This window comes from Caulobacter sp. CCH9-E1, assembly GCF_001556515.1.
In the GTDB taxonomy this organism is placed as follows: Bacteria; Pseudomonadota; Alphaproteobacteria; order Caulobacterales; family Caulobacteraceae; genus Caulobacter.
This window is the reverse complement of the sequence record NZ_LSJA01000125.1, coordinates 30,671-54,000: the sequence shown is the minus strand read 5'-3', so window position 1 is coordinate 54,000 and position 23,330 is coordinate 30,671. Positions and strand designations below refer to the sequence as shown.

The 23,330-nt window shown below is 68.2% G+C and carries 17 protein-coding genes; 7 read left to right on the top strand and 10 right to left on the bottom strand.

What is annotated here, in order from left to right; genetic code table 11:
• Together AX690_RS08515 and pdeM are read left to right on the top strand one after the other, a co-directional pair.
• Window positions 1-1,858: helicase-related protein (locus AX690_RS08515; RefSeq protein WP_066683829.1), on the top strand; the 1,858-nt coding region annotated here is incomplete at its 5' end.
• Complete coding sequence (gene pdeM, locus AX690_RS08510) at window positions 1,855-2,562, top strand: ligase-associated DNA damage response endonuclease PdeM (RefSeq protein WP_066683830.1); 708 nt, start codon at window positions 1,855-1,857, stop codon at window positions 2,560-2,562. The genes AX690_RS08515 and pdeM, both read left to right, overlap by 4 nt.
• A 10-nt stretch (window positions 2,563-2,572) precedes the next feature.
• Here pdeM and AX690_RS08505 read toward each other — a convergent pair whose 3' ends face one another.
• The gene (locus AX690_RS08505) at window positions 2,573-3,034 is read right to left on the bottom strand and encodes a DUF3429 domain-containing protein (RefSeq protein WP_066683832.1); all 462 of its coding nucleotides are present in this window, start codon (window positions 3,032-3,034) and stop codon (window positions 2,573-2,575) included.
• Window positions 3,035-3,223: 189 nt separating this feature from the next.
• Window positions 3,224-6,097, bottom strand: coding sequence for a peptidoglycan-binding protein (locus tag AX690_RS08500; protein WP_066683834.1), 2,874 nt, complete (start codon window positions 6,095-6,097; stop codon window positions 3,224-3,226).
• A 208-nt stretch (window positions 6,098-6,305) separates the two neighbouring features.
• Between AX690_RS08500 and AX690_RS08495 the strand changes: the two genes are divergently transcribed.
• Window positions 6,306-6,521, top strand: coding sequence for a hypothetical protein (locus tag AX690_RS08495; protein WP_066683836.1), 216 nt, complete (start codon window positions 6,306-6,308; stop codon window positions 6,519-6,521).
• Here AX690_RS08495 and AX690_RS08490 read toward each other — a convergent pair.
• Window positions 6,518-8,170 (bottom strand): bifunctional lysylphosphatidylglycerol flippase/synthetase MprF, encoded by a 1,653-nt coding sequence (locus AX690_RS08490; protein ID WP_066683838.1) that lies wholly within the window; start codon window positions 8,168-8,170, stop codon window positions 6,518-6,520. The genes AX690_RS08495 and AX690_RS08490 overlap by 4 nt on opposite strands.
• 174 nt (window positions 8,171-8,344) lie before the next feature.
• On the opposite strand from AX690_RS08490, the gene AX690_RS08485 reads away from it, so the two are divergent.
• The 4 genes from AX690_RS08485 to AX690_RS08470 all read left to right on the top strand — a co-directional run bounded on the left by AX690_RS08485 (window position 8,345) and on the right by AX690_RS08470 (window position 12,789).
• On the top strand, window positions 8,345-9,550 hold the full coding sequence (locus AX690_RS08485) for an acyl-CoA dehydrogenase family protein (RefSeq protein WP_066683840.1): 1,206 nt from the start codon (window positions 8,345-8,347) through the stop codon (window positions 9,548-9,550).
• 461 nt (window positions 9,551-10,011) lie between these two features.
• Window positions 10,012-10,623: a 2-hydroxychromene-2-carboxylate isomerase gene (locus tag AX690_RS08480; RefSeq protein WP_066683842.1), complete on the top strand. Its 612-nt coding sequence runs from the start codon at window positions 10,012-10,014 to the stop codon at window positions 10,621-10,623.
• Window positions 10,623-11,756, top strand: coding sequence for an acyl-CoA dehydrogenase family protein (locus AX690_RS08475; protein WP_066683843.1), 1,134 nt, complete (start codon window positions 10,623-10,625; stop codon window positions 11,754-11,756). Before AX690_RS08480 ends, AX690_RS08475 begins: the two co-directional genes overlap by 1 nt.
• 304 nt (window positions 11,757-12,060) lie before the next feature.
• Entirely contained in the window at window positions 12,061-12,789 is a 729-nt protein-coding gene (locus tag AX690_RS08470) for a Crp/Fnr family transcriptional regulator (protein WP_231732148.1), read from the top strand.
• 3 nt (window positions 12,790-12,792) lie between these two features.
• On the opposite strand, the gene pyk is transcribed toward AX690_RS08470, so the two are convergent.
• The 7 genes from pyk to zwf form a co-directional block, all read right to left on the bottom strand.
• Window positions 12,793-14,223 (bottom strand): pyruvate kinase, encoded by a 1,431-nt coding sequence (gene pyk, locus AX690_RS08465; protein WP_066683847.1) that lies wholly within the window; start codon window positions 14,221-14,223, stop codon window positions 12,793-12,795.
• 22 nt (window positions 14,224-14,245) lie between these two features.
• On the bottom strand, window positions 14,246-16,720 hold the full coding sequence (locus tag AX690_RS08460) for an exo 1,3/1,4-beta-D-glucan glucohydrolase (protein WP_066683849.1): 2,475 nt from the start codon (window positions 16,718-16,720) through the stop codon (window positions 14,246-14,248).
• Window positions 16,721-17,008: 288 nt separating this feature from the next.
• Window positions 17,009-18,028, bottom strand: a complete 1,020-nt coding sequence (locus AX690_RS08455) for a LacI family DNA-binding transcriptional regulator (RefSeq protein ID WP_066683851.1) — start codon at window positions 18,026-18,028, stop codon at window positions 17,009-17,011.
• Window positions 18,029-18,109: 81 nt separating this feature from the next.
• Window positions 18,110-19,105 (bottom strand): glucokinase, encoded by a 996-nt coding sequence (gene glk / locus AX690_RS08450; protein ID WP_066683852.1) that lies wholly within the window; start codon window positions 19,103-19,105, stop codon window positions 18,110-18,112.
• Between the two features lie 14 nt (window positions 19,106-19,119).
• A complete protein-coding gene (gene edd, locus AX690_RS08445; protein ID WP_066683853.1) occupies window positions 19,120-20,928 on the bottom strand; it encodes a phosphogluconate dehydratase in 1,809 nt (602 codons plus the stop codon).
• Window positions 20,929-20,932: 4 nt separating this feature from the next.
• Complete coding sequence (pgl, locus tag AX690_RS08440; protein WP_066683854.1) at window positions 20,933-21,619, bottom strand: 6-phosphogluconolactonase; 687 nt, start codon at window positions 21,617-21,619, stop codon at window positions 20,933-20,935.
• A gap of 3 nt (window positions 21,620-21,622) precedes the next feature.
• Window positions 21,623-23,083, bottom strand: coding sequence for a glucose-6-phosphate dehydrogenase (zwf, locus tag AX690_RS08435; protein ID WP_066683919.1), 1,461 nt, complete (start codon window positions 23,081-23,083; stop codon window positions 21,623-21,625).
• Window positions 23,084-23,330 lie beyond the last annotated feature (247 nt).

Below are 23,330 nucleotides of genomic sequence, written 5' to 3'. Positions count from 1 at the left end.
ATCCCCAACCCCTTCCCCGCAAGGGGGAAGGGGCTCGAATATCGACCTCGTCCTCGGCTCGGGCGGCGCGCGGCCGGTCGTCGAGGTGCTGGTCTCGGGCGGTCGCGTGCCGTGGGCGGGCCATACGGCCGAGCACGCGATGGCCGAGGTCTATGAGATCATCAAGTCGTCGAAGACGGCGCTGATCTTCGTCAACACCCGCTTCCAGGCCGAGTTCGCGTTCCAGCGCCTGTGGGAGCTGAACGAGGACGAACTGCCGATCGCCCTGCACCACGGCAGCCTGTCGGCCGAGCAACGCCGCAAGGTGGAAGCCGCCATGGCGCGCGGGGCGCTGCGGGCCGTGGTCTGCACCTCGACGCTCGACATGGGCATCGACTGGGGCGACGTGGATCTCGTCATCCAACTGGCCGCGCCCAAGGGGGCGTCACGAATGGTGCAGCGGATCGGCCGCGCCAACCACCGCCTGGACGAGCCCAGCCGGGCCCTGTTCGTGCCGGCCAGCCGCTTCGAGATGCTGGAGTGCCGCGCCGCCGCCGACGCCATCCTGGAGAACCACCTGGACGGCGATCCGCCGCGCGTCGGCACGCTGGACACCCTGGCCCAGCACATCATGGGCTGCGCCTGCTCCGAGCCGTTCGACATGCTCGCCCTGTACGAGGAGGTCCGCTCGGCCGGTCCCTACGCGGACCTCACCTGGGAGGACTTCGAGACCGTCGTCGACTTCGTCTCGACCGGCGGCTACGCCCTGCGCACCTATGACAAGTTCCGGCGGATCGTGAAGAGCGCCGACGGCCTGTGGACCGCCCGCAACGCCCAGGCCCGGCAGCAGCACCGGATGAACGTCGGGGCCATCGTCTCACCGGGCATGATCAACATCCGCATCGGCAGCGGGCGTCGCCCCATGGGCGGGCGCAAGATTGGCGAGGCCGAGGAAGGCTATTTCGAGCAGCTGACGCCCGGCGACACCTTCGTCTTCGCCGGCCAGGTCTGGCGCTACAACAGCCTCGTGGGGGCCGACGCCTTCGTCACGCCCGCCCCGAACGACGACCCGAAGATGCCCAGTTGGGGCGGCTCGAAGTTTCCGCTGTCGACCTATCTGGCCAGCCGCGTGCGCCAGATGATGCACGACGAGGCCGAGTGGACCGCCCTGCCCGGCGACGTCCAGGAGTGGCTGGCCTGGCAGAAGATCCGCTCGGCCATCCCCAACGAAGGCGAGATGCTGCTGGAGACCTTCCCGCGCGGGAAGCGGCGCCACATGGTCTGCTATCCGTTCGACGGCCGCCTGGCCCACACAACGCTCGCCATGCTGCTGACCCGGCGGCTGGACCGGCTGGGCGTCGGGCCGCTGGGCTTTGTCTGCAACGACTACGCGCTCAACATCTGGTCGCTGCGACCCATGGACGGCCTGGACCTCGACGAACTGTTCGCCCAGGACATGCTGGGCGACGACCTGGAGGCCTGGCTGGACGAGAGCTTCATGATGAAGCGGGCCTTCAAGCACTGCGCCCTGATCGCGGGTCTGATCGAGCGCCGCCATCCCGGCGCCGAGAAGTCCGGGCGGCAGGTGACCTTCTCGACGGACTTGATCTACGACGTGCTGCGCAAACACCAACCCGACCACCTGATGCTGCGCTGCGCCCGCCATGACGCGGCCACCGGCATGCTGGACATCGCGCGCCTGGGCGACATGCTCTCGCGGGTGAAGGGCAAGATCCGCCACGTGACGCTGGATCGCGTCTCGCCGTTCGCCGTGCCGATCATGCTGGAGATCGGTCGCGAGCGCGCGCCGGGCGACGCCGCCGGCGAGATGATCCTGGCCGAGGCTGAAGAGGACCTGATCGCCGAGGCCATGCATTGACCCGCTTTTCCCCTTCTCCCTGCGGCGGCCTGCGGATCGCCCTGTGCGATATCGAGGTCATGCTGCGTTGGTCGGGCGCGATGTGGCTGGAGGACGAGCGCACCCTGGTGGTCGCCGACCTGCACTTCGAGAAGGGCAGCAGCTACGCCGCGCGCTTTGGCCAGATGCTGCCGCCCTACGACACGCGCGAAACCCTCGACCGCCTGGACCGCGAGATCGCCCTGCTCTCGCCCCAGCGGCTGATCTTCCTGGGCGACAGCTTCCACGATGGCGCTGGCGAGGCGCGCCTGGCGGCGGACGACTACCGGCGACTGGAGGCTCTGGCGCTGGGCCGCGAGCTGATCTGGGCGGTGGGCAATCACGACGCCGACGGGCCCAAGGCTCTGCCGGGCGACGTGATCGATGAAGCGATGCTGATGGGGCTGACGCTTCGCCACGAGCCCCAGCCCGGCGTTCAACTCGGCGAAGTGGCCGGCCACCTGCACCCGGCGGCCAAGGTCTCCAGCGGCCGGGCGACGGTGCGGCGGCGGTGCTTCGTGACCGATGGCCAGCGACTGGTCCTGCCCGCGTTCGGCGCCTTCACCGGCGGACTGAATATCCTGGACGAGGCCTTCTCGAACCTGTTCGGCGGCGCGATGCTGGCCGGCGCCTTGGGCCCCAAGCGGGTCCACGCGGTGGGGATGAAGTCTCTGCGGCCGGATTAGCCGCGTCGCGCTACATGTGCAGCGCCTGCTCCAGCGAGAAGGCCAGGGAGATCGCCGCGCCGGCGGTCAGCAGGGTCCGCATGCGGGGACGCCAGGTCGGGCCTTGGTGATTGGTCACGTCCCACACCCATTGCAGCAGCAGCAGCAGCAGGAAACCGGACAGCTGCCAGGCGGGATCGAATCTCAACTCGCCCAGGAGAAGGCCGAAGCCGGCCAGCGGAAACAGCAGCGACAGGCCGAGGACCGACCAGCGTGGGCTGGCGTTCTCGATCTCCAGGCCCGTGCGCACGCCGCCGAAGTAGGACACCATCGCGGTCGAATAGGCCAGCAAAGCCACCAGCGCGGGGCTCTGGATCTTGGGGGGGCCGTAGCAGAACAAGGCCGACGAGACGAAGAATGGAATGAGCGTCGAAAGCCCAAAGACCCATACCGCCGTTGGAACCGGCGTCCGCGCGCCCACGGACTCGTTCATGATCAACTCCTTCGGAAGGCCGCCGAAGCCGCCTCCCCTGCCCCGAAAGGGACTATTACCGACGCGAAGCCAGAGGTCCACGGACGATCTTTCGTGAAACGATAGCGCGTTCGCGCGACGCTCGCCTTTCTAGCGATCAAGGATCGATCGCTGGACTTGCCATTTCGGCGCTTCGGGCGTCGGGGCCCCTTAGTGGGCCGAGGCCGTCAGACGACCCAGCGTCTCGCCATCGACCTCGCCCGAGGCCGGCAGGCCCTGTTCGCGCTGATAGGCCGCGATCGCCATTCGCAGCGCCGGCGAGGCGACGCCGTCGCGGGGCCCTTGATAGTAGCCCAGCCGCGACAAGGCCTGTTGCGCCATGCTCAGATCACCGCGCGCGGGGGTGGCGGCCGCGGTGGCAGCCGCCGTCTGAATCGGGGCCTGGGCGCGGAAGGCCAGGGCCGAACGGTCCGCCGTCTGCAGCGCCTCGGCCGTCAGCTGCGGACGCAGGGCGTTGGCGCGGCTGCGGGCCGTCGCATCGCCCCCTCGGCCGGCGATCACGTACCACTTGTAGGCTTCGGCGGCGTTCCGGCTGACGCCCAAACCGCTTTCGTAGAGCTGGGCCAGGTTGAACTGGCTGTCGACGAGGCCGGTGTCGGCGGCCTTGCGAAACCACACGGCGGCGGTCGTCGAGTTGCGCGGACCGCCTTCGCCCTTGAAATAGTAGAGCGCCAGGTTGTGCATGGCGCGCGGGTCGCCGCCGTTGGCGGCCCGCTCGCTCCAGCGACGCGCCTCGGCCATGTCGCGCTTGACGCCGCCCTTGCCGCTCTCGAGCAGCTTCGACAGATAGAACTGAGCGGCCGGATAGCCGCCGCTCGCGACGCGCTTGAGGCCGTCCAAGCCCGAGCGGTCGCCGGTTTCGATTTTGCGGATGGACTCGACGAACAGGGCCTTGGCTTCGTCGGACAGCGCCGAAGCCGTCGGGCCGACTTCGGCCTGAACGGGCGCGGCCGACGCCGTAACCAGAGCGACAGCCGCGCGCGAGCCAGTCGGGGCGGCGCCGACCTGGGCCGGCTTCTGCTCCGCCAAGGCCTGAGCGGCGCGCGACGTGTTCGCGCCGGCGTTCTGATCGCCCAGCAGCAGCAGGCCGCCGACACACGCGCCAATCACGGCGGCGCTCCCGACCGCGATGGCCACGCTGGCCACGGTCGTCCCCATGCGGCGCTTGGGCTTCTTGGCCGAGAAGGCGCCGAAGCCGCCGAACAGCGAGCCGCCACCCGTCTTCTCGGCCTTGGCCTTATGGCCCGCGCCGACGCCCTTGGCGTCCGCGGCGGCGGCGGCGCGAGCGGCCGCGCGGGCCTGCTCGATGATCTCGCGGGTCGACAGCGGACGTTCCGGCTGGGCGGGCGCGGCTTGAGGCGCGGCCGCTTGTGGGGCGTCGTCCAGTTCCTCTTCCTCGTCCAGCGCGTCGACGAAGGCGAAGTCGTCGGCGCCGAGCTCGTCGTCCTCGATCTCGTCCAGCGGGAACGCGTCGAGATCGCGGTCGGCCGACGGCGGCGCGTCGAACACATCGTCGTCGGCGAAGGGCGAGGCCTCGCCGAGCGCCACATCGTCCTCGAAAGGCGCGGCGGGCGGCGGCGTGAATTCGGTGACCGGTTCAAGCGCGGGCGGCGGCGCGACGGGCTCCGGCTTGCGCTGGGCCTCGTGCAGACGCGTATCGATCTTGTCGCGCGCTTCCTCCAGCATGCGGAGCGTGCGCTCCTCGCTCTGGCGGATGCGGTCCAGCAGCTCCTGGCTGGAGCGTTCGTGGCGTTGGTTCAGGCGCTCGGTGACCCGCGCGACCTGCTCGCCGACATCGTCGATCGCCAGGGCGTTGCGACGCTCGGCGCTGCCGATGCGCTCGGTCAGCCGTTCGGTGATGCGCGCGATCTCCGCGCCCAGCTTTTCCAGAGCCTGGCCTTGGACGCTGTCGTTGCGGTTCAGGCGAGTCTCGACGCTGGCGGCGATGCGCGCGACCTCGCCCCCGACCTGTTCGATCGCGGCGGCGCTGCGGTTCTCGGCGGTCTGGACGCGACGGGTGAAGGCGTCGGCGACATTGACGACCTCGCGCCCCATGCGCTCGATAGCCTGGGCGGAGCGTTGCTCGGCGGCCTCGACGTGGGCGGCCATCTCGCCCAGCTTGCGTTCCATGCGGTCGAAGCGGCCGTCGGCGGTCTCGCGCAGACGCTCGGCCATCTCCAGACGCGCGGCTTCCATCTTCTCGCTGAGCGTGGCGGCCAGGCTGTCGAGGCGCTCCTGCACGCCGGCGGCGGGGTTGGCGTTCTCGACGACGCCCAGGCGCTCGTCGAGCGCCGAGAACGAGGCGCTGAGCTCGCGCAGCGCTTCGCTGGTCCGGGTCTCGGCGGCCTCAAGGCGCTCGCCCAGACGGGCGACGACGGCCTCGACCAGCTCGTTCGGATCTTGCGAGGGCGGCGCGGCTTGCGCGTCCAGGCGGGCTTCCAGGGCGGCGATGGCCTCGCGGGTGCGCGCTTCGCCGTCATAGAGATGGCCGGCGACCTTGCCCAAGGCCCCTTCCAGGGCGCGGAGAGCTTCCACCGACCGCGGCCCGGCGGCCTCGGCCTCGATCCGGCGGAGGCGTTCGGCGGTGCGGGTCTGTTCGGTCTTCAGCTCGTCCACCGCGCCTTCGAAGCGGGCGGCGACGGCGATCTGTTCGCGCTCGGCGCGGCCCAGCCGAGCGACGGCGTCGCGGACGGAATGGTCGATGCCGGAGATGGCGGCCGCGTTGCGGCCCTCGGCCACTTCGATGCGACGGGTCAGGCGGTCCAGCGCCACGGCGACGCGGCCGACCTGGTCGGTCTGCTCGGCGATCTCGGCGCGCGTCGGCTGGTCCCGAACGACTTCCAGATGAGCGCGGCTCGGGGCCTCTTCGCTCGCGGGACGATAGTCGGCCTGACCATCGCCCTCGATGATCATCCGGTTCAGCCACTCGCCCAAGGTCATGCCGGAGCGACGCGCGAGGTCTTTGGCGACCTCACGTGCCTTGGGGTCGATCCCCTTAACGCTCCATGGCGAAGCCGCCGTCATGCGAATCTATCTCCCCGCATCTGGGGAAAACGCTAGTCAGCGATTCCTAGAGTGTAAACGCGACCTAAACGCTACTAATAGCGTGCCGGGATTTCACTGTGGAGGAATCAGGACACAGGTCCGCAGTTCTGTAGCGCGGTTCAAAAGCAAGAGGGTTAACGCGACTTAACCATTTGCCAGGCGCATTGTCGCAGGCCTAGAAGCCGCCATGGACCTGCCCCTGACCCTCGCGGCCTGCGCTCTCTTCCTTGTCCTGGCGATCGTCTGCGGCTGGTTCGGCGCGCGCCCGATCAATGTTTTAAAGGGTCCGCGCATGGTCCCATGGCGCCCGCTGATGATGATCTGCGTCGTCGCCCTGATGCTGATGATGGTGCATCTGGCTAACCTTCTGGGTTTCCAGACCGGCAACCAACCGCGCTACTAGGTCGCGGCCTTCTTCGGACGCTTGGCGAGGCCCGAGACCCCTCCGGACGACAGCAGACCGATGTCGGCGAGCAGGAAAGGGATCGCCCATTTCTGGGGCGCGGCAATGTAGCGCGGCTGCCAGACGGGGTCGTATTTGTCCTTGTACCGCCGAACGCCCTGGAAATTGTAGATCTCTTCGCCGCGCTCGTAGAGCAGCCGACCGACACGGGACATGATCGGCGCAAGGCGGCGGTCCTCCAGCCCGGCTAGCGGCGCGACGCCGAACTCGAACGCCTGGTAGCCCTCGTCCTTGCCCCACTGCAGGAGCTCGACGAACAGATAGTCCATGACGTTCTTGGGCGCTTCGTCGGAGTAGCGCATCAGGTCCATCGAGAACGCGGTCTTCGACGCCGTCAGCCAAAGGGTGGCGAAGGCGACGATCTTGCCCTCCTCGCCGCGCACCACCGCCACCGGGAACTCGGCGACATAACGCGGATCGAAGCCGCCCATCGAGAAGCTCTTCTCGCCGCCGGCGTGATGGCTGAGCCAGGCGTCTGAGATCGCCTTCAGCTCGTCCATGATCGCGTTGGCCGCGCCCACGGGCAGGACCTCGAAGGCGGCGCCGCCCTCCCCGGCCTTGCGCCAGTTGCGGCGCAGGACCTCGCGACGGCGACCGACCAGGCTGAACGCCTCCAGAGGCACGGCCGCGCTCTCGCCGGTCTTCTGGATGGCCAGGCCCAGATCGACGGAGTCCGGCAGGTCTTCCGGTCCCAGGCCATAGAACCCCGCGCGCGCGGCGTGGGCGTCGGCCAGTTCGCGGAAGCGCCAGAACAGCTCCATGCGCTCGTCACGACGACCGACCGGCGCGCCCAGGGCGATCCACGACCGCCCCCGCACGCCGAACATCAGGAAGGTCTCGCCCGAGGCCGAGAATAGGAAGCGCTTGTCGCCCAGCAAGGCCAGGTTGGCGCTAGGCTCGGCGTCCTCGGCCTTGGCCAGGATGGCGCGGACCCGGTCGAACTCCGGATCGGTGTCATCAACCACCGGCGGCGTGGCGGCCGTCGAGATCAGGCGCCAAACACCTACCGCCAGCAGCACGATCGCGGCGGCGACGGAAGAACGAATGGCTCGAGCGGCCTCGTCGTGATCTTGCAGGATGCGGATCCAGGACTTGTCGGCGAACTCGGTGTGGTGGAACGACCACCAGCCCAGAAGCCCCGCCCCGCCGATCGCGGCTGCGGCCGACAGCAGCCAGCCCGGCGTGATCTCCATCTTCGACAGGGCGGCCTTGCGCGGGAAAGCGTCCCGGAACGGCAGGATGGCCAGGAAGCAGACCAGCAGCATGGCGGTCTCCTCCCAGTTCAGGCCCTTGAAGATCGCCAGCACGGCCGCGAACGCCAGCACGATCAAAGCCGCCCACCAGGCCGCGCCCAGGCGCGAGCGCAGACCGAAGGCCAGCAGCAGCAGCACCAAACCCAGGATCGACGAAAAGAAGTGGCTGATCTCGATCAGCAGATCGGGCGCGAAGGCCAGAAGGAGCAGGAAGCGGGTAGGCTCGGACGGCGTGGCCCCCGAAGCCAGAAGCATGACCCCGGCCGACGCGGTCAGGATCGCCGCCAAGGTGGGGGCGATCGCGAGGGCCGCGGGCCTGAAAACTGTCGACGACATCCAGATCCCGGAACGACGAATCCCTGACGGGATCCAGCAGCAGCCTCATATAGCCTGCAAAGTGTGAACGGGTCGCGGCTGTTGAGGCGAACGACCGTTTGAATCGACTTGCCCAAGCCCGCGTGTGGCGTAGTGTGGGCGCAACAACGAATGTCCGCCTAGGGAGATGAGACGATGGCCGATTTCGGGGGAACCGAACTCGACACCTTCCGCGCCGAGACCCGCGCCTGGCTGGAAGCCAACTATCCGAAGTCCCTGAGCGCGCCGATGGCCGAGGACGAGGCGCCGTGGGGCGGCCGCAAGATGGTCTGGAAGAACCCGGACGCCAAGCTGTGGCTGGACCGCATGGCCGAGCGCGGCTGGACCGCGCCGATGTGGCCCAAGGAATATGGCGGCGGCGGCCTGTCCAAGGCTCAGAACAAGGTGCTGGAGCAGGAGCTGCGCCGCCTGAAGGCCCGCCCGGCCCTGATGAGCTTCGGGATCTGGATGCTGGGTCCGGTGCTGCTCGAATACGCCACCGAAGAGCAGAAGCAGCGCTTCCTGCCGCCGATCGTGCGCGGCGAGATTCGCTGGTGCCAAGGCTATAGCGAGCCGGGCGCGGGCTCGGACCTCGCCTCGCTTCAGACGAAGTGCGAGGACAGGGGTGACCACTATCTGATCAACGGCCAGAAGGTCTGGACCAGCTACGCCGACCAGGCCGACTGGATCTTCTGCCTGGTGCGCACCGACACGACGAAGAAGCACGAGGGCATCTCGTTCGTGCTGTTCGACATGACCTCGCCCGGCGTGGAAGCCCGTCCGATCAAGCTGATCAGCGGCTCGTCACCCTTCTGCGAAACCTTCTTCGACAATGTGAAGGTTCCGAAGGACCAGCTGGTCGGCAAGCTGAACGGCGGCTGGGACATCGCCAAGCGCCTGCTCCAGTATGAGCGCCAGAACATCAGCGCCTCGGGCTTCGGCGGCGGCGGTGGGCTCTCTCCCGTCGAGGCCGCCAAGAAGGAGATCGGCGTCGACAGCGAAGGCCGGATCGCCGACGGCGACTTCCGCGCCCGCCTGGCGGCTCATTCGATGGACGCCCACGCCTTCATGCTAACCGTGCGCCGCGCCGAGGCGGAGTCCAAGCAGGGCTCCGGCCCCAGCGCCGCCGTCTCGATCATCAAATACGCCGCCGCCAAGATGAACCAGGAGCGCACCGAGCTTCTGGTCGAGGCCCTGGGCCTGCAGGGCCTGGGCTGGGCGGGCGAAGGCTTCAGCGCCGAGGAGCTGGCCGCGCCGCGCGCCATGCTGCGCGCCAAGGGCAACTCGATCGAGGGCGGCACCAGCGAGGTGAACCTGAACGTCGTCGCCAAGCGCGTCCTGGGCCTGCTGGACCACCAGTAGTCCGATGATCGAGTTTTGGTACGAGTTTGCTTCGGTCAATTGGAAGGTTGCAGCAGCAAGGCGGGAAAATAGGGAGCCGTCAGGCCCGATCAGTGGACCGCGATTGAGGTGCCAAAGAGCAAAAGCATTAGAATGAAAAGGCCCCTCGCTAGAGACACGTCACGTCTCAACCGCGTATCGCCCGCCGCTCTATAATTGTTGGACCACAGCCAGAAGAATATTGTTCCAGTCAGAAAATGAGCCTGCGAAGGTAGACCGGACGAAACACCTTCATTCCGCAAGCTCCCGACCCTGAACCAGATCGCAATTACACTGGCCATATAACCAACTGCTGCAAGAAAGAAGCCCGTGTGTATCAAGACCATCGCCGCCACCTACTACCCAAGGAAGTATAGGCGCATGTCTTTCAACCCTCCGCAACACAGCGGAAAGCAAGGCGACCGCGCACAGGAGCAGGCCGCTTGCTGAGCTTTTTCTATGACATGGCCTCGACCTACTCCTATCCGGCGGCCATGCGGATCGAAAAGCTGGCCGCCGACAAGGGCGTGGCCGTGGCTTGGCGGCCCTTCATCCTGGGACCGTTGTTCCATGATCAGCAGGGGCTGAACGACAGTCCTTTCAACGCCTTCCCGGTGAAAGGCGAGTACATGTGGCGGGACCTCGCGCGCGTCTGCGACGCCGAGGGTCTTCCGCTGCGCCACCCCAGCCAGTTCCCGCGCAACAGCCTGCTGGCCGCCCGCGTGGCGATCGTCGGCCTGGAGGACGGCTGGACCCCGGCCTTCAGCCGCGCGGTCTATCAAGCCAATTTCGTCGACGACCAGGACATCGGCAGCCCCGAGGTCCTGGCGCCTCTCATAGCCTCGGTCGGCGCGGGCCCGGACCATGTCCTGGCCGCCGCCCAGTCCGACGCAATCAAGACCCGCCTGAGGGACCACGTCCGCCAGGCGAAAGAGCGCGGCCTGTTCGGCGCGCCCAGCTTTCTCACCGCCGACGGCGAGCTCTTCTGGGGCAACGACCGTCTGGAACAGGCCCTCGACTGGGCCGCCCGTCATCAATCCAGGGAGCACGCCTGATGGCCGTCCTGACCGAAGAACAGACGATGCTGCGCGACGCCGCCAAGGGCTGGGCCAGCGAAAGCGCCCCCGTCGGCGCCCTGCGCAAGCTGCGCGACGGCAAGAGCGGCCAGAGCTTCGACCCCGCCGCCTGGAAGGAAATGGGCGAGATGGGCTGGGCCGGGGTGATCGTGCCCGAGGCCTATGACGGCTCGGCCTTCGGCTATCTGGGCCTGGGACTGATCCTGGAGGAAACCGGGCGCACCCTGGCGGCCTCTCCCCTGCTCTCCACGGCCATGATCGCCGCCTCGGCCCTGCAACTGGCCGGCTCCGACGCTCAGAAACAGGCCTGGCTGCCGCGCATCGCCAGCGGCGAGATCGTCGCGACCCTGGCGGTCGACGAGGGCTCGCACCACGCGCCCGCCCGCACGGCCCTGACCGCGACCAAGAGCGGTTCGGGCTACGTCCTGAATGGAACCAAGACCTTCGTGCTGGACGGCGAGGCCGCCGACCTGCTGATCGTGGCCGCTCGCACCGGCGGCGCGCCGGGCCAGACCGACGGTCTGACCCTGTTCCTGGTTCCCGGCGACGCGCCGGGGGTGACCCGCACGCACCTGGCGCTGCTGGATTCGCGCGGCGCGGCCCGGATCGCCTTCGACGGCGTCGGGGTCGCGGCGGACGCGGTTCTCGGCGAGGTCGACAAGGGCTGGGCGGTGCTGGAGCCGACGCTGGATCGCGCCTATGCCGGCCTCGCGGCCGAGATGCTGGGCAGCGCCAGCGCGGCCTTCGACATCACGCTGGACTATCTGAAGACCCGCACCCAGTTCGGCCAGGTGATCGGCTCGTTCCAGGCCCTGCAGCACCGGGCCGCCAAGTGGTTCACCGACCTCGAGACCACACGCTCCTGCGTCGAGGCCGCGCTGGAGGCGGTGGACGCCGGCGCGGACACCCGCGCCCTCGCCTCCTTGGCCAAGGCCAAGGCATGCGAGTTGGTCCATCTGGCCAGCAACGAGATGGTCCAGATGCACGGCGGCATCGGCATGACCGACGCTCACGACGCCGGCCTATACATGAAGCGCGCGCGGGTCACCGAAGCGTTGTTCGGCGGCGCCAGCTTTCATAGAGACCGCTACGCCCGGTTGATGGGCTTCTGATCCCCATCGCAAGCCACGCCATGGCCCTAAAGCCGCCTCCACGGCGGCTTTTTTCTTGCCTATCATTTGGTTAGCAGCAGTCGCCTGGCGCCTCGACTGAGTAATAATGTCGAGAACCCGACGCATGCGTTCTTCGTCAAATGATGATCCGACGGCGTCAGTTGTTCGGCGCCTTCTATTTTTGCGCCGCTCCTGACTGGATTGTGTCGACTAAGCGACGGCGCACCTCAGTTGACCTGCCTATAGCTTGCAACCCTTGCCGTGAGACGGCGTTCGATTCCGCATGCTAGGGCCGCTACATCCCTTGAAGAACCGCCTCCTTTCCGCGCTGCCGTCAGAGGACAAGGCTCTTCTGGCCCCGTACCTCACGCCGACGGACCTGGAGAAAGGGCGACTGCTCTACGACCCGGGCGACGACATCGATCAGGTCTATTTCCCCAATGACGGCGTCATCTCGCTGATGACGCTGATGGAAAGCGGCGCGGCCATCGAGTCGGCCACGATCGGACGCGAAGGCGCCTTGGGCCTGATGGTGGCCGTAGCGCCCCGTCAATCGCTGTCGCGCGCCATTGTTCAAGCGCCGGGCTCGGCGTTGCGCATAGCCGCCGCTCCGCTGCACGAAGCCTGGACTCGAAGCGCCGCGCTTCGACACCTGGTGGACCGCCACAACGAGGCGCTGTTCGGGCACGCGATCCAGTCGGTGGCCTGCAACGCCTTGCACGCCGTCGAGGCGAGGTTCTGCCGATGGCTGCTGTCGTGCCATGACCGCATCGACTCCAACACGGTGAGCCTGACCCAGGAGTTCCTGGCCGACATGCTGGGCGTCCAGCGCACCACCGTCACGGCCGTCGCCGGCTCGCTGCAGACCAAGGGGCTGATCCGCTACCGCCGGGGCGTCGTCGATATTCTGGACCGGGCCGGTCTCGAGGCGATGACCTGCGAGTGCTACGGCGCGGTGCGCAGGAGCTACGAGCGGCTCCTGCCCGATCCGTTCGGCGAAGAAGACGCCCCGAGCCTGCGGCTTCGCGGCTGATCTTTATCGGCGACGCGCGGGCGCCGGCGCATGGGCCAGGCGCAGCAGGTTGGCCGCGCCCGGCGCGCCGAACGGCGTCCCGGCCACCACCAAGAGGCGCTCGCCCGGCGCGACTAGGCCCAACTCAAGCGCTTTGCTCGACGCGTCGGTCGTGACGACCTCGAGGCTGTCGGGCTGGGCGCTGACACGCGGCTCGACGCCCCAAACCAGAGTCATGCGGCGCACGGCGCTAAGTTGGGGCGACAGGGCCAACACCGGCTGCAACGGGCGTTCACGCGCCAGGCGGCGCGCGGTGGCGCCGGTGGTCGTGAAGGCGACCAGGCACTTGGTCGAACCCGCCTTGGCCGCGCCGGCGGCGGCGACGACCAGCACGTCGGCGTCCACGTCATCGTGGCTCTGCTCGGCGTACATGAGCTCTGGCCACTTTGGGTCGCGCTCAACCCGCTCGATGATGCGGTTCATCATCGAGACGGCTTCTTCCGGATAGTCGCCGGCCGCGGACTCGGCCGACAGCATCACCGCGTCCGCGCCTTCATAGACCGCGTTGGCGACGTCGGAGGCCTCGGCGCGGGTCGGGGTCGGCGAGCTGGTCATCGACTCCAGCATCTGGGTGGCGACGATCACCGGAATGCCGCGCTCGCGGGCGGCGCGGAGAATTTCCTTCTGCGCCACCGGCACCTCTTCGGGCGCCATCTCGACGCCCAGGTCCCCCCGGGCGACCATGACCCCGTCACAGAGGTCGAGGATCGGGCCCAGCACCTTCAGCGCCTGGGGCTTTTCGATCTTGGCCAGCACGGCGGCGCGGCCTTCGACGATGCGGCGCAGCTCGGCCATGTCCTCGGGCGCCTGCACGAACGACAGGGCGATCCAATCGACGCCAAGACGCAGGGCGAAGGCCAGGTCCTCGCGGTCCTTGGCGGTCAGCGGCGACATCGGGATCACGACGTCCGGCACCGCCACGCCCTTGCGCTCGGACAGCTTGCCGCCGTTGACGACCTTGGTGTTGGCGTAGCCCGGGCCGGCCTCGGTCACGGTCATCCGCAGCTTGCCATCGTCCAGCAACAGGGTCGCGCCCGGCCGCATGGCGGTCAGGATCTCGGGATGCGGCAGGTGAACCCGGGTCTCGTCGCCTGGCGTCGGATCGCTGTCGAAGCGGAAGGCCTGGCCCGGCTTCAGCATGACCGGACCGTCGGCGAACTTGCCGACGCGCAGCTTGGGTCCCTGCAGGTCGGCCAGGATGCCCAACGGACGCCCCACGACCGTCTCGGCCTCGCGGATGGCCTTATAGACCGCCGCGTGGGTCTCGTGCGCGCCGTGGCTGAAGTTCAGGCGGAAGACGTCCGCCCCGGCCTTGGCCAGGGTGACGATCATCTCCGGCGAGCTTGAGGCCGGGCCGATGGTGGCGACGATGCGGGAGCGACGGGCGCGGATCATGCCGTCGCTCCTTGGTCGAAGGTCAGTTCGTGGGACAGACCGCGTCGCCCTCGTTGGAGGCCAACCGGATCTCGGTGAAGGTGATGGACATGCGGCCGGAGGTCATCAGCGCGAACGGCGCGGTCACCCGCGTCATGTCCACACCCTTGGCCTTGAAACAGGAAAGCTTGATCTTGGCCGTACGCCATTCGCCGAGTTTCGCACCTGAGAACGTTGACGTAACGTCTACCGTCGCCCCACAGGATTCGCCACAGCCGATGGCCATGGAAACCGGTTTCTCTGGGGACGCATCCACGCGGTAGCGCAGCATGACGGCCATGTCGCCGGTGGTCTGGCGCGACAGGTCGACGGGGCGTCCGGAGATCGCCAGCAGCCCCTGCCCTTCCCCGGTCCACACCGCCTGACGGGCGTTTTCCTGGGCGCCGGCGTCGATGGTCTTGGTCGCCACCGCGCCGGAGGCGGTCAGCGTCCAGGGCGACGGCGAGCGACCGGCGATGAAGTAGCGGTCCACGTTCACAGCGGCCGCCGACGAGACGCCGGACTCCTCCGACAGCGCGGCCACCTTGCCGGGCTTGGCGTAGCTGAGGCCGTAGCCATAGGCGAACAGCGGATCGTAGCCCTTGTCGCCGACATTCAGCGGCTCCTGGTCGGCGCGCTTGGGCCACGAGTAGGACAGCTTGCCCGTGAAGTCGAAGCGGGGCTTGCCGGCCTTGTCGCCGATCAGCACGTCGGCCACGCCGCCGCCTTCCGAGCCCGGCAGCCAGGCCGCCACGAAGGCGTCCGAGGCGTTGATCTCGGGATTGGTCCACAGCGGTCGGCCGCTCAGGAACACCGACACCACCGGAATGCCCTGGGCCTTCAGCTTCTTCAGCAGCGCCAGGTCGGTCTTGTCGCCGGGCTGGTATTCGGCCGTGGCGATGTCGCCTTGGAATTCGGCATAGGGGTTCTCGCCGAACACGACGATCGCGACGTCGGGCTTTTGCTTGTAGTCGCCCGTCATCGACAGCTCGGCGCTGCCGCCGCCGGCTTTCACCGCCTCGGCGATGCCGCCAAAGATCGACTGGCCGTGCGGGAAATCGCTATTTTTGTTGCCCGTGCCCTGCCAGGTCAGGGTCCAGCCCCCGGCGGCCTTGCCGATGTCGTCGGCGCCGTCGCCGGCCACCAGCACCCGCGCCGAGCTCTTCAGCGGCAGCACGCCTTCGTTCTTCAGCAGGACCAGCGATTTGCGGACCGCTTCTCGCGCGATCGCCCGGTGCTCGGGCGCGCCCAGAAGCTCCAGCTTGCCCTCCAGCGGGCGCTTGTTCTCGAACAGGCCCGCCTTGACCTTGACGCGCAGGATGCGGCGCACCGCGTCGTCGATCCGCGCCATCGGGATCTGGCCGGCCTTCACCTGGGCCAGGGTGTTGTCATAGAGGCCCTTCCAGCTGTCGGGGGCCATGATCATGTCCATGCCGGCGTTGTAGGCCTGGGCGCAGCTCGTATTGGTGCAGCCTTCGACCTGGCCGTGGGCGTTCCAGTCGCCGACCACGAAGCCCTCGAAGCCCATCCGCCCTTTCAGCACGTCGGTCAGCAGGCTCTTGTTGCCGGTGTGCTTGACGCCATTCCAGCTGGAGAACGAGACCATCACCGACAGGATGCCGGCGTCGATCGCGGGCGGATAGCCGGCGTTGTGCAGGCGGATCAGCTCGGTCTCGGGCAGCTTGGCGTCGCCCTGGTCCTTGCCGCCGTCGGTGCCGCCGTCGCCCAGGAAGTGCTTGGCCGAGCCGGCGATGTGGCCCGTCGCCAGCGGCTTGCCGGCGACCAGCGCGCCCTGAAGACCCAGCGTCATCGGACCGGCATAGGTCTTCACCACCTCTGGATCCTCGGCATAGCCCTCGTAGGTGCGGCCCCAGCGCACGTCGCGCGGCACGGCCACGGTAGGGCCAAAGGTCCAGTCGGCGCCCGTGGCGGCCATCTCTTGAGCCGTGGCCTCGCCGATGCGGCGGATCAGGTCGGGATCGCGCGCCGCGCCCAGGCCGATGTTGTGCGGGAAGATCGTCGCGCCGACGACGTTGTTGTGGCCGTGGACGGCGTCGACGCCGAAGATGATCGGGATTTCCTGGTGGCCGCCGCGATTGTCCAGCGCCGCGGCGCGGAAGGCGTTGATCCACTCGATCCAGCGCTGGGCCGAGGCCCGGTCGTTGCCGTCCGGCGCGCTGTTGCCGCCCACCAACACCGAACCCAGGCGGTACTTCTTCAGCTCTTCAGGCGTGATCGAGGCGCCGTCGGCCTGGATGGTCTGGGCGACCTTCTCCTCGACCGTCATCTGGCTCATCAGCTTGGTGATGAAGGCCTCGGTCTTGGCGTCGGTGATGGTCGCGGGGCTGGCGGCCTTGGGCCACAGCGCCGGATGGGTGGTCGCGGGACCCGAGGACGCCTGGGCGAGAACGGCTCCCGAAAGTCCACCGGCGATCGCCAAGGCCAGGACGGAAACATGGAGGGAGCGACGCAAAAACATAGGCGGTCCTCGAAGGGCCTCTAACAAGGCGACAGGCTGGAAAGAAAAGCGCTCGGCGCGGCGCTTGCGGAGGACCGCGCCGAGCGAAAGAAAGCGGCTAGAGGCGCCGCTTGGAGGGGAGTGATCGTGCGCGCAGGACGGCGCGACGGGCGCTGGATTGGCCAGGCGGGGTCATGACGTTTCCTCCTGACGCCGCCTTTCCGTGGGCGACCGTCTTGATCGCCGATGATCTCATGTCGAATGGACAGCGCTGTCAAGGTCAATCTGCCTGAATGCTGGACGATGAGCCTAGTTGGGCGCCCTGCCCGTGGATTCCCGGACGACGAGCTCGAAATCCAGCAGGCGCGAGGGCGGCGGCTCGCCCTCTTCGTGCTGAACGCCGCTCATCAGCATGTCGGCGGCCGCGCCCGCCATCGCGGCGATCGGCTGGCGGACGGTCGTCAGCTGCGGCCAGGTGATCCGCGCGCCGGGCGTGTCGTCGAACCCCGCGATCGACAGCTGGGCGGGCACGTCCAGCCGCATGCGGTTGGCCACCGCCATCACGCCCAGGGCCATGTCGTCGTTCGAGGCGAAGATCGCGGTCGGGCGATCTTGGCCGCCCAGCAGCCGCTCGGCCGCCTCGAAGCCCGAGCGGAACGAGAACCAGCCCTGCTCCACCCGATCCTGGCGCACCGGCAGGTCCGCGTCGCGCATGGCGTCGACGAAGCCCTGATGTCGCCTCGCCGAGGCGCCGTGATCGGGGTGGCCTATGATGAAGCCGATGTCGCGATGGCCAAGACCGATCAGGTGGTTGGTCATGTCGTACGCCGCCTTGCGGTCGTCCATGCTGACCCAGGGCGCGCGTTCGATATCGTCGCCCGGCGCGATGCGGACATAGGCGACGCCTTCGCGCTCGAGCGCGGCCAGGACCACGGGATGGTCGCTGAGCGGCGGCGTCAGGATCACGCCGTCCATCCGCAAGGTCGCCAGCATCGGCGCGACCTGCTCTTCGACATCGTCCGTGGAGTCGATCGGCTCGACGATCAGGTGGTAGCCTTCCTTGCGGCACTGCGCGATCGCGCCCAGCTGCACGTCGGTGACGTAGCCGGGGCTGGGGTTGTCGAAGAAGACGCCGATCAGATAGGCCTTCGCGCCCGCCAGACTGCGCGCCGAGATGTTGGGGCGATAGTTCAAGGCCGCCACCGCCGCCTGCACCCGATCGCGCGTGTCGGCCTTGACGTTGGGCTCGCGATTGAGGACGCGGGAGACGGTCTTGATGGAGACGCCGCTCTCGCGGGCCACGTCGTGGATCGTGATCTTGGCGCTCAATTCCGTCCCCGCCTCCCCGATTCGTTCGGTTTGGCGCGTACTTAGCCATGACAAGGCTGTCATGGCGAGCCCCAAGAACCCCTAAGAGACCGCCGCCCGCCCCTCCGGCGTCAGCGCCACGGCCGCGCCGATCAGCGCCGTGTGCGGATGCAGGATCACGTGGGTCGGGATCGCCTGGGTGAAGCCCGACAGTCGGCCCTTGGCCTCGAAGCGCTCGCGGAACGGGCTCTTCTCAAGGATGTCGATGATGCGCGGCGCGATGCCGCCGGCGATGAAGACGCCGCCGCGCGCGCCCAGGGTCAGGGCGATGTCGCCGGCCGTCGAGCCCAGCACGGCGCAAAAACGGTTCACAGTGGCCAGGCTGTCGGCGCAGCCTTCGACCGCGCGTTCGGTGATCTGCTTGGCGGTCAGGGTTTCGACCTTGCGGCCCTCGGCCTGGCCCAGGGCCATGTGCAGGTCCTCCATGCCGGGTCCCGACAGGATGCGCTCGACCGAGACGCGGCCGCCGTCCAGTTGCTGGGTCAGCAGGCGCAGAACCTCGATCTCGACGGCGTCGACCGGCGCGAAGGCCACGTGACCGCCTTCGGTGGCCAGCGGAATCTCATGGCCGTGGCGGCGGACAAGGCCCGCGACGCCAAAGCCCGTGCCCGGGCCGAGAATCGCCAGATCGCCCTCCCCCTGGGTCGGCAGATCGCCGACCTGACGCAGGTCCTTGGGGGCCAGGCGCGGCGCGGCCAAGGCCTGGGCGGTGAAGTCGTTGATCAGCTTGGCGTTCCGGAAGCCGCCCGCGCGGCGCAGGCCGTCCTCCGAGATCGTCCAGTCCAGGTTGGTCATGTGGACCTGGCCATGATCGATCGGCCCCGCGACCGCCACCACCGCCTGGTCAACGTGCTTGGCGCCCACCTTGTGCAGATAGGTCTCGATGGCGGCCTCAGCCGTGCCGTATTCCTCGCCCTTGAAGGCGGTGGGCTCGATCAGGCGCGGGTCCGGACCGTCAAACTCGACCAGAGCGAAGCGGGCGTTGGTGCCGCCGATGTCGCCGACGAGGCCGAGACCCCCGCTGTGATTGCCGTCCATGTCCTGGTGTTTCCTTACCCGAAGACGGAGGCGCCGGCGTCGGCGGCGCCGACCCCTGCTCGCATCCATCCAAACAGTTCCCTGCCAAAGCCCGGCTTGGACGCCGGGACGTCCGCTGGCGCGCGGGCGAACAGCGTCGCCTCGTCCACCAGGATCTTGAGTTCGCCGGTCTCGGCGTTGACGCTGATCACGTCGCCATCCTGGACATAGGCCAGCGGCCCGCCCTTGGCGGCTTCCGGCGTCACGTGGATGGCGGCCGGCGTCTTGCCCGAGGCGCCCGACATGCGGCCGTCGGTCACCAGGGCGACCTTGTAACCGCGATCCAGCAGCACCGAGATCGACGGCGACAGGTTGTGCAGCTCCGGCATGCCGTTGGCCGACGGCCCCTGGAAGCGGACCACCACCACGACGTCGCGGTCCAGCTCGCCGCGCTTGAAGGCGGCGATGAAGTCTTCCTGCTCTTGGAACACGGCCGCGGGGGCGACGATCACGTGGTGCTCGGGCTTCACGGCCGAGATCTTCATCACGCCACGCCCCAGGTTGCCGGCCATCAGGCGCAGGCCGCCCTCCTTGCTGAACGGGTCCGAGACCGGGCGGACGATGGCCGGGTCCAGGGTCTCGGCCGCGCCGTCTCGCCACTTCAGTTCACCGCCCTCCAGGAAGGGCTCCTGGGCGTAGCGCGACAGGCCGGGGCCGGCGATGGTCAGCACGTCCTCGTGAACGAGGCCCGCCTTCAGCAGCTCGCGGATCACGAAGGCCATGCCGCCCGCCGCCTGGAAGTGGTTCACGTCGGCCGAGCCGTTCGGATAGACGCGGGCCAGCAGCGGCGTGGCGCGCGAGATGTCGTCCAGGTCCTCCAGCGTCAGCACGATCCCGGCCGCGTGGGCCATGGCGATCAGGTGCAAGGCGAGGTTGGTCGAGCCGCCGGTGGCCATCAGCCCGACCACGCCGTTGACGATCGACTTCTCGTCGATCATCCGGCCGACCGGGACGTACTCGTTCCCCTTGGCGGTGACGGCGGCGGCGCGGCGCGCGGCCTCCTTGACCAGGGCCTCGCGCAGCGGCGTGTTCGGATGCACGAAGGCCGAGCCCGGCAGATGGAAGCCCATCAGCTCCATCAGCATCTGGTTGGTGTTGGCGGTGCCGTAGAAGGTGCAGGTGCCGGGGCCGTGATAGCTGGCCTGCTCGGCTTCCAGAAGCTCGGCGCGACCGACCTTGCCCTCGGCATAGAGGGCGCGGATGCGGGCCTTCTCGCTGTTGGGCAGGCCAGAGGTCATCGGGCCGGCGGGCACGAACAGCGCCGGCAGGTGGCTGAAGGTCAGGGCGCCGATGACCAGGCCCGGCACGATCTTGTCGCAGACGCCCAGATAGAGCGCGGCGTCGAAGGCGTCGTGGGTCAGGGCCACGGCCGTGGCCATGGCGATCACCTCGCGCGAGAACAGCGACAGCTCCATGCCCGGGCGGCCCTGGGTCACGCCATCGCACATGGCCGGCACGCCGCCGGCGAACTGGGCCGTGGCCCCGACCTCGCGCGCGGCGTCCTTGATCAGCGCGGGATAGGCTTCCAGCGGCTGGTGGGCCGACAGCATGTCATTATAGGCCGAGACGATGCCCAGGTTCGGCGCGTTCGGGTCCAGGGCGCGGACCTTGTCGACGCCCGGCGAGGCGGCGAAGGCGTGGGCCCAGTTGGCGCAGGACAGCTTGGCGCGGCCGGGCTGGCTGTCGATCGTCCGCTGCATGTTGGCGAGGTACGCCGAACGGCTGTCGCGGCTGCGCGCCACGATGCGGGCGGTGACGTCCGCGATGACGGGGTTGAGGTTCATGGCGTTACTCCGCCCAAAGGATGCGGACCTTGGCGCGGTCCTGCTTCAGGATGGCGGCGACCGGCAGGGCCGGATCGACGTCGCCTTCCAACAACGCCTTCTTGGCCGCTCCGGTCACCAGCAGCACGATCAAATCGGTGCGCGACAGGGCGGCCAGAGTCAGGCTCAGACGAGGAATGTCGGGCGCGGGATCGCTGGGCGGGACGTCCAGGACCAAGCGATCAGAGCGCGGATCCAGACCTTGGGCCAGGACCGGATTACCTGGGAACAGCGAGGCGAAGTGGCCGTCGGGACCAACGCCCAGCAGCACCGCGCCGAACGGCGAGCCGGCCTCGACGCCAGCCTCGGCGGCGCGGGCGCTGTCGGCGTGGCTCACGCCCTCGAAATAGAGCGGCGCGAAGCTGGCCTTGGCGGCCTCGCCCTTCAGCAGGTGACGGCGCACCAGGCCTTCGTTGCTGCTGGGGTCGCTCGGCGGGACGAAGCGCTCGTCGGTCAGGGTGACCGTGATCTTGTCCCAGGGCGCGGTCAGCGTCGCCAGGCGATCATAGACCGGCGCCGGCGTCGTGCCGCCGGTCGCGGCGAAACCGGTCCGTCCCGAGGCGGCGACCGCATTGGTCAGGGCGTCAACCAGAATCGAGGCGGTGGCGTCATAGAGGGCTTCGCGCGAGCCGAAGGCTTCCAGTTTCGGCATCCCTCAAGCCTTCCAGGACCGCCCGCCGGGCGAGATCAGCGCGCTGGCCGACTGCGGCCCCCACGTGCCGGCCGCATAGGGCGCGGGCTCGATACCGGCCTCGGCCCAGGCGGCGGCGACGCCGTCGATGAAGCGCCAGGCTTGCTCGACCTCATCGCGGCGGACGAACAGCGTGCGATCGCCGCGGAAGACGTCCAGGAACAGCTTCTCGTAGGCGATGCGACGGCGACCGCCCGTCTGGCTGAACGACAGCGACAGCGGCAGCGACTGCAGACGCATGCCCTCTTCCGACAGTCCGGGCCGCTTGTTCATGATCGTCAGCGAGATGTCCTCATCCGGCTGCAGGTCGATGACCAGGCGGTTGGCGCACAGTTCGCCGTCGGTGGCGGGACCGAAGATGTTGTGCGGCACCGCCTTGAACTGGACGACGATCTGGGTGCGGCGGTCGGGAAGGTTCTTGCCGGTGCGCAGGAAGAACGGCACGCCGTCCCAGCGCCAATTCTCGATCGCGACCTTCATGGCGACGAAGGTCTCGGTCTTGGTCGGCTTGCCGACTTCCTCGACGTAGCCGGGGCGCGCGCCGCCTTCGACAACACCGGCGACATACTGGCCGCGCACCGTGTCGTGCGCCACGGTCTCCTTGGTGAAGGGGCGCAGGCACCGCAGCACCTTGACCTTCTCGTCGCGCACGGCGTCCGGATCGAAGCCCGAAGGCGCCTCCATGGCGACCAGACACAAGAGCTGCAGCATATGGTTCTGCACCATGTCCCGCAGGGCGCCGTACTCATCGTAGTACGGCCACCGGTCGCCGACCTTCTCGGTCTCGGCGATCGTGATCTGCACGTGATCGATGGCGTTACGGTCCCACAGGGGCTCGAACAGCACGTTGGCGAAGCGCAGGGCGGTCAGGTTCTGAACGGTCTCCTTGCCCAGATAGTGATCGATCCGGAAGACCTGGCTTTCGTCCACCACGGACGCGACGGCGGCGTTGGTGCGCTTGGAGCTCTCCAGGTCGTGACCCAGCGGCTTTTCCAGAATCAGGCGGGTCCTCGGGCCCGTCAGCCCCGCCGCCTGCAGCGCCTGACAGGCCGGGCCGTAAATGCTGGGCGAGAGCGAGAAGAAGATGACGAGGTCGCCGTGCGCGCCGATGCGCTCGGCCAATTTCCTGGTGTCGTCCTCGCTGGTGATGTCGGCGGGCACGTAGTCGAGGCGGGCCGCCAGGCGGTTCCAGGCCGCCTCCTCCACGGTCGCGCGCTTGCCCAGCTGCTCGCGCACCAGGGCCTTATAGCTTTCGGCGTCATGGTCGTGACGCGCAACGCCGATGATCCGCATATCGTGCGGCAGCAGCCGATCGACTTCGAGGAAGTACAGCGAAGGCAGCAGCATTCGCAGGGCCAGATCGCCCGCGCCGCCCAGCAGCACAAGGACTTCGCGGCCAGTCTCGCCGTCGTTCTTCTTGGTCACCAATGTCTTCCACCCTATGACAACGTTGTCATGACATGCCTGCGGCAGAATGGCAAGCGCGAGCGTGAGAGCCGAGCTGGAGGAACGCTCCAACGCGAACCGAACCGTTCAACGAGACGCCGAACGAGCGGGCCTTACCTAGGGCAAACCCAGCGTCGCCGCCATAAGACCAATGGAGTTTCGACGGAGGTTTATTCACCCATTCGGGCGAAAAATGGAACGCCGTGCCTTGCAAGGTCACGATACG

Coding starts and splice junctions, on each gene's coding strand:
- AX690_RS08505 (WP_066683832.1), bottom strand. CDS start 3,034: ATGAACGAGTCCGTGGGCGCGCGGACGCCGGTTCCAACGGCGGTATGG.
- AX690_RS08500 (WP_066683834.1), bottom strand. CDS start 6,097: ATGACGGCGGCTTCGCCATGGAGCGTTAAGGGGATCGACCCCAAGGCA.
- AX690_RS08495 (WP_066683836.1), top strand. CDS start 6,306: ATGGACCTGCCCCTGACCCTCGCGGCCTGCGCTCTCTTCCTTGTCCTG.
- AX690_RS08490 (WP_066683838.1), bottom strand. CDS start 8,170: ATGTCGTCGACAGTTTTCAGGCCCGCGGCCCTCGCGATCGCCCCCACC.
- AX690_RS08485 (WP_066683840.1), top strand. CDS start 8,345: ATGGCCGATTTCGGGGGAACCGAACTCGACACCTTCCGCGCCGAGACC.
- AX690_RS08475 (WP_066683843.1), top strand. CDS start 10,623: ATGGCCGTCCTGACCGAAGAACAGACGATGCTGCGCGACGCCGCCAAG.
- pyk (WP_066683847.1), bottom strand. CDS start 14,223: ATGATCCGCGCCCGTCGCTCCCGCATCGTCGCCACCATCGGCCCGGCC.
- AX690_RS08460 (WP_066683849.1), bottom strand. CDS start 16,720: ATGTTTTTGCGTCGCTCCCTCCATGTTTCCGTCCTGGCCTTGGCGATC.
- glk (WP_066683852.1), bottom strand. CDS start 19,105: ATGGACGGCAATCACAGCGGGGGTCTCGGCCTCGTCGGCGACATCGGC.
- edd (WP_066683853.1), bottom strand. CDS start 20,928: ATGAACCTCAACCCCGTCATCGCGGACGTCACCGCCCGCATCGTGGCG.
- pgl (WP_066683854.1), bottom strand. CDS start 21,619: ATGCCGAAACTGGAAGCCTTCGGCTCGCGCGAAGCCCTCTATGACGCC.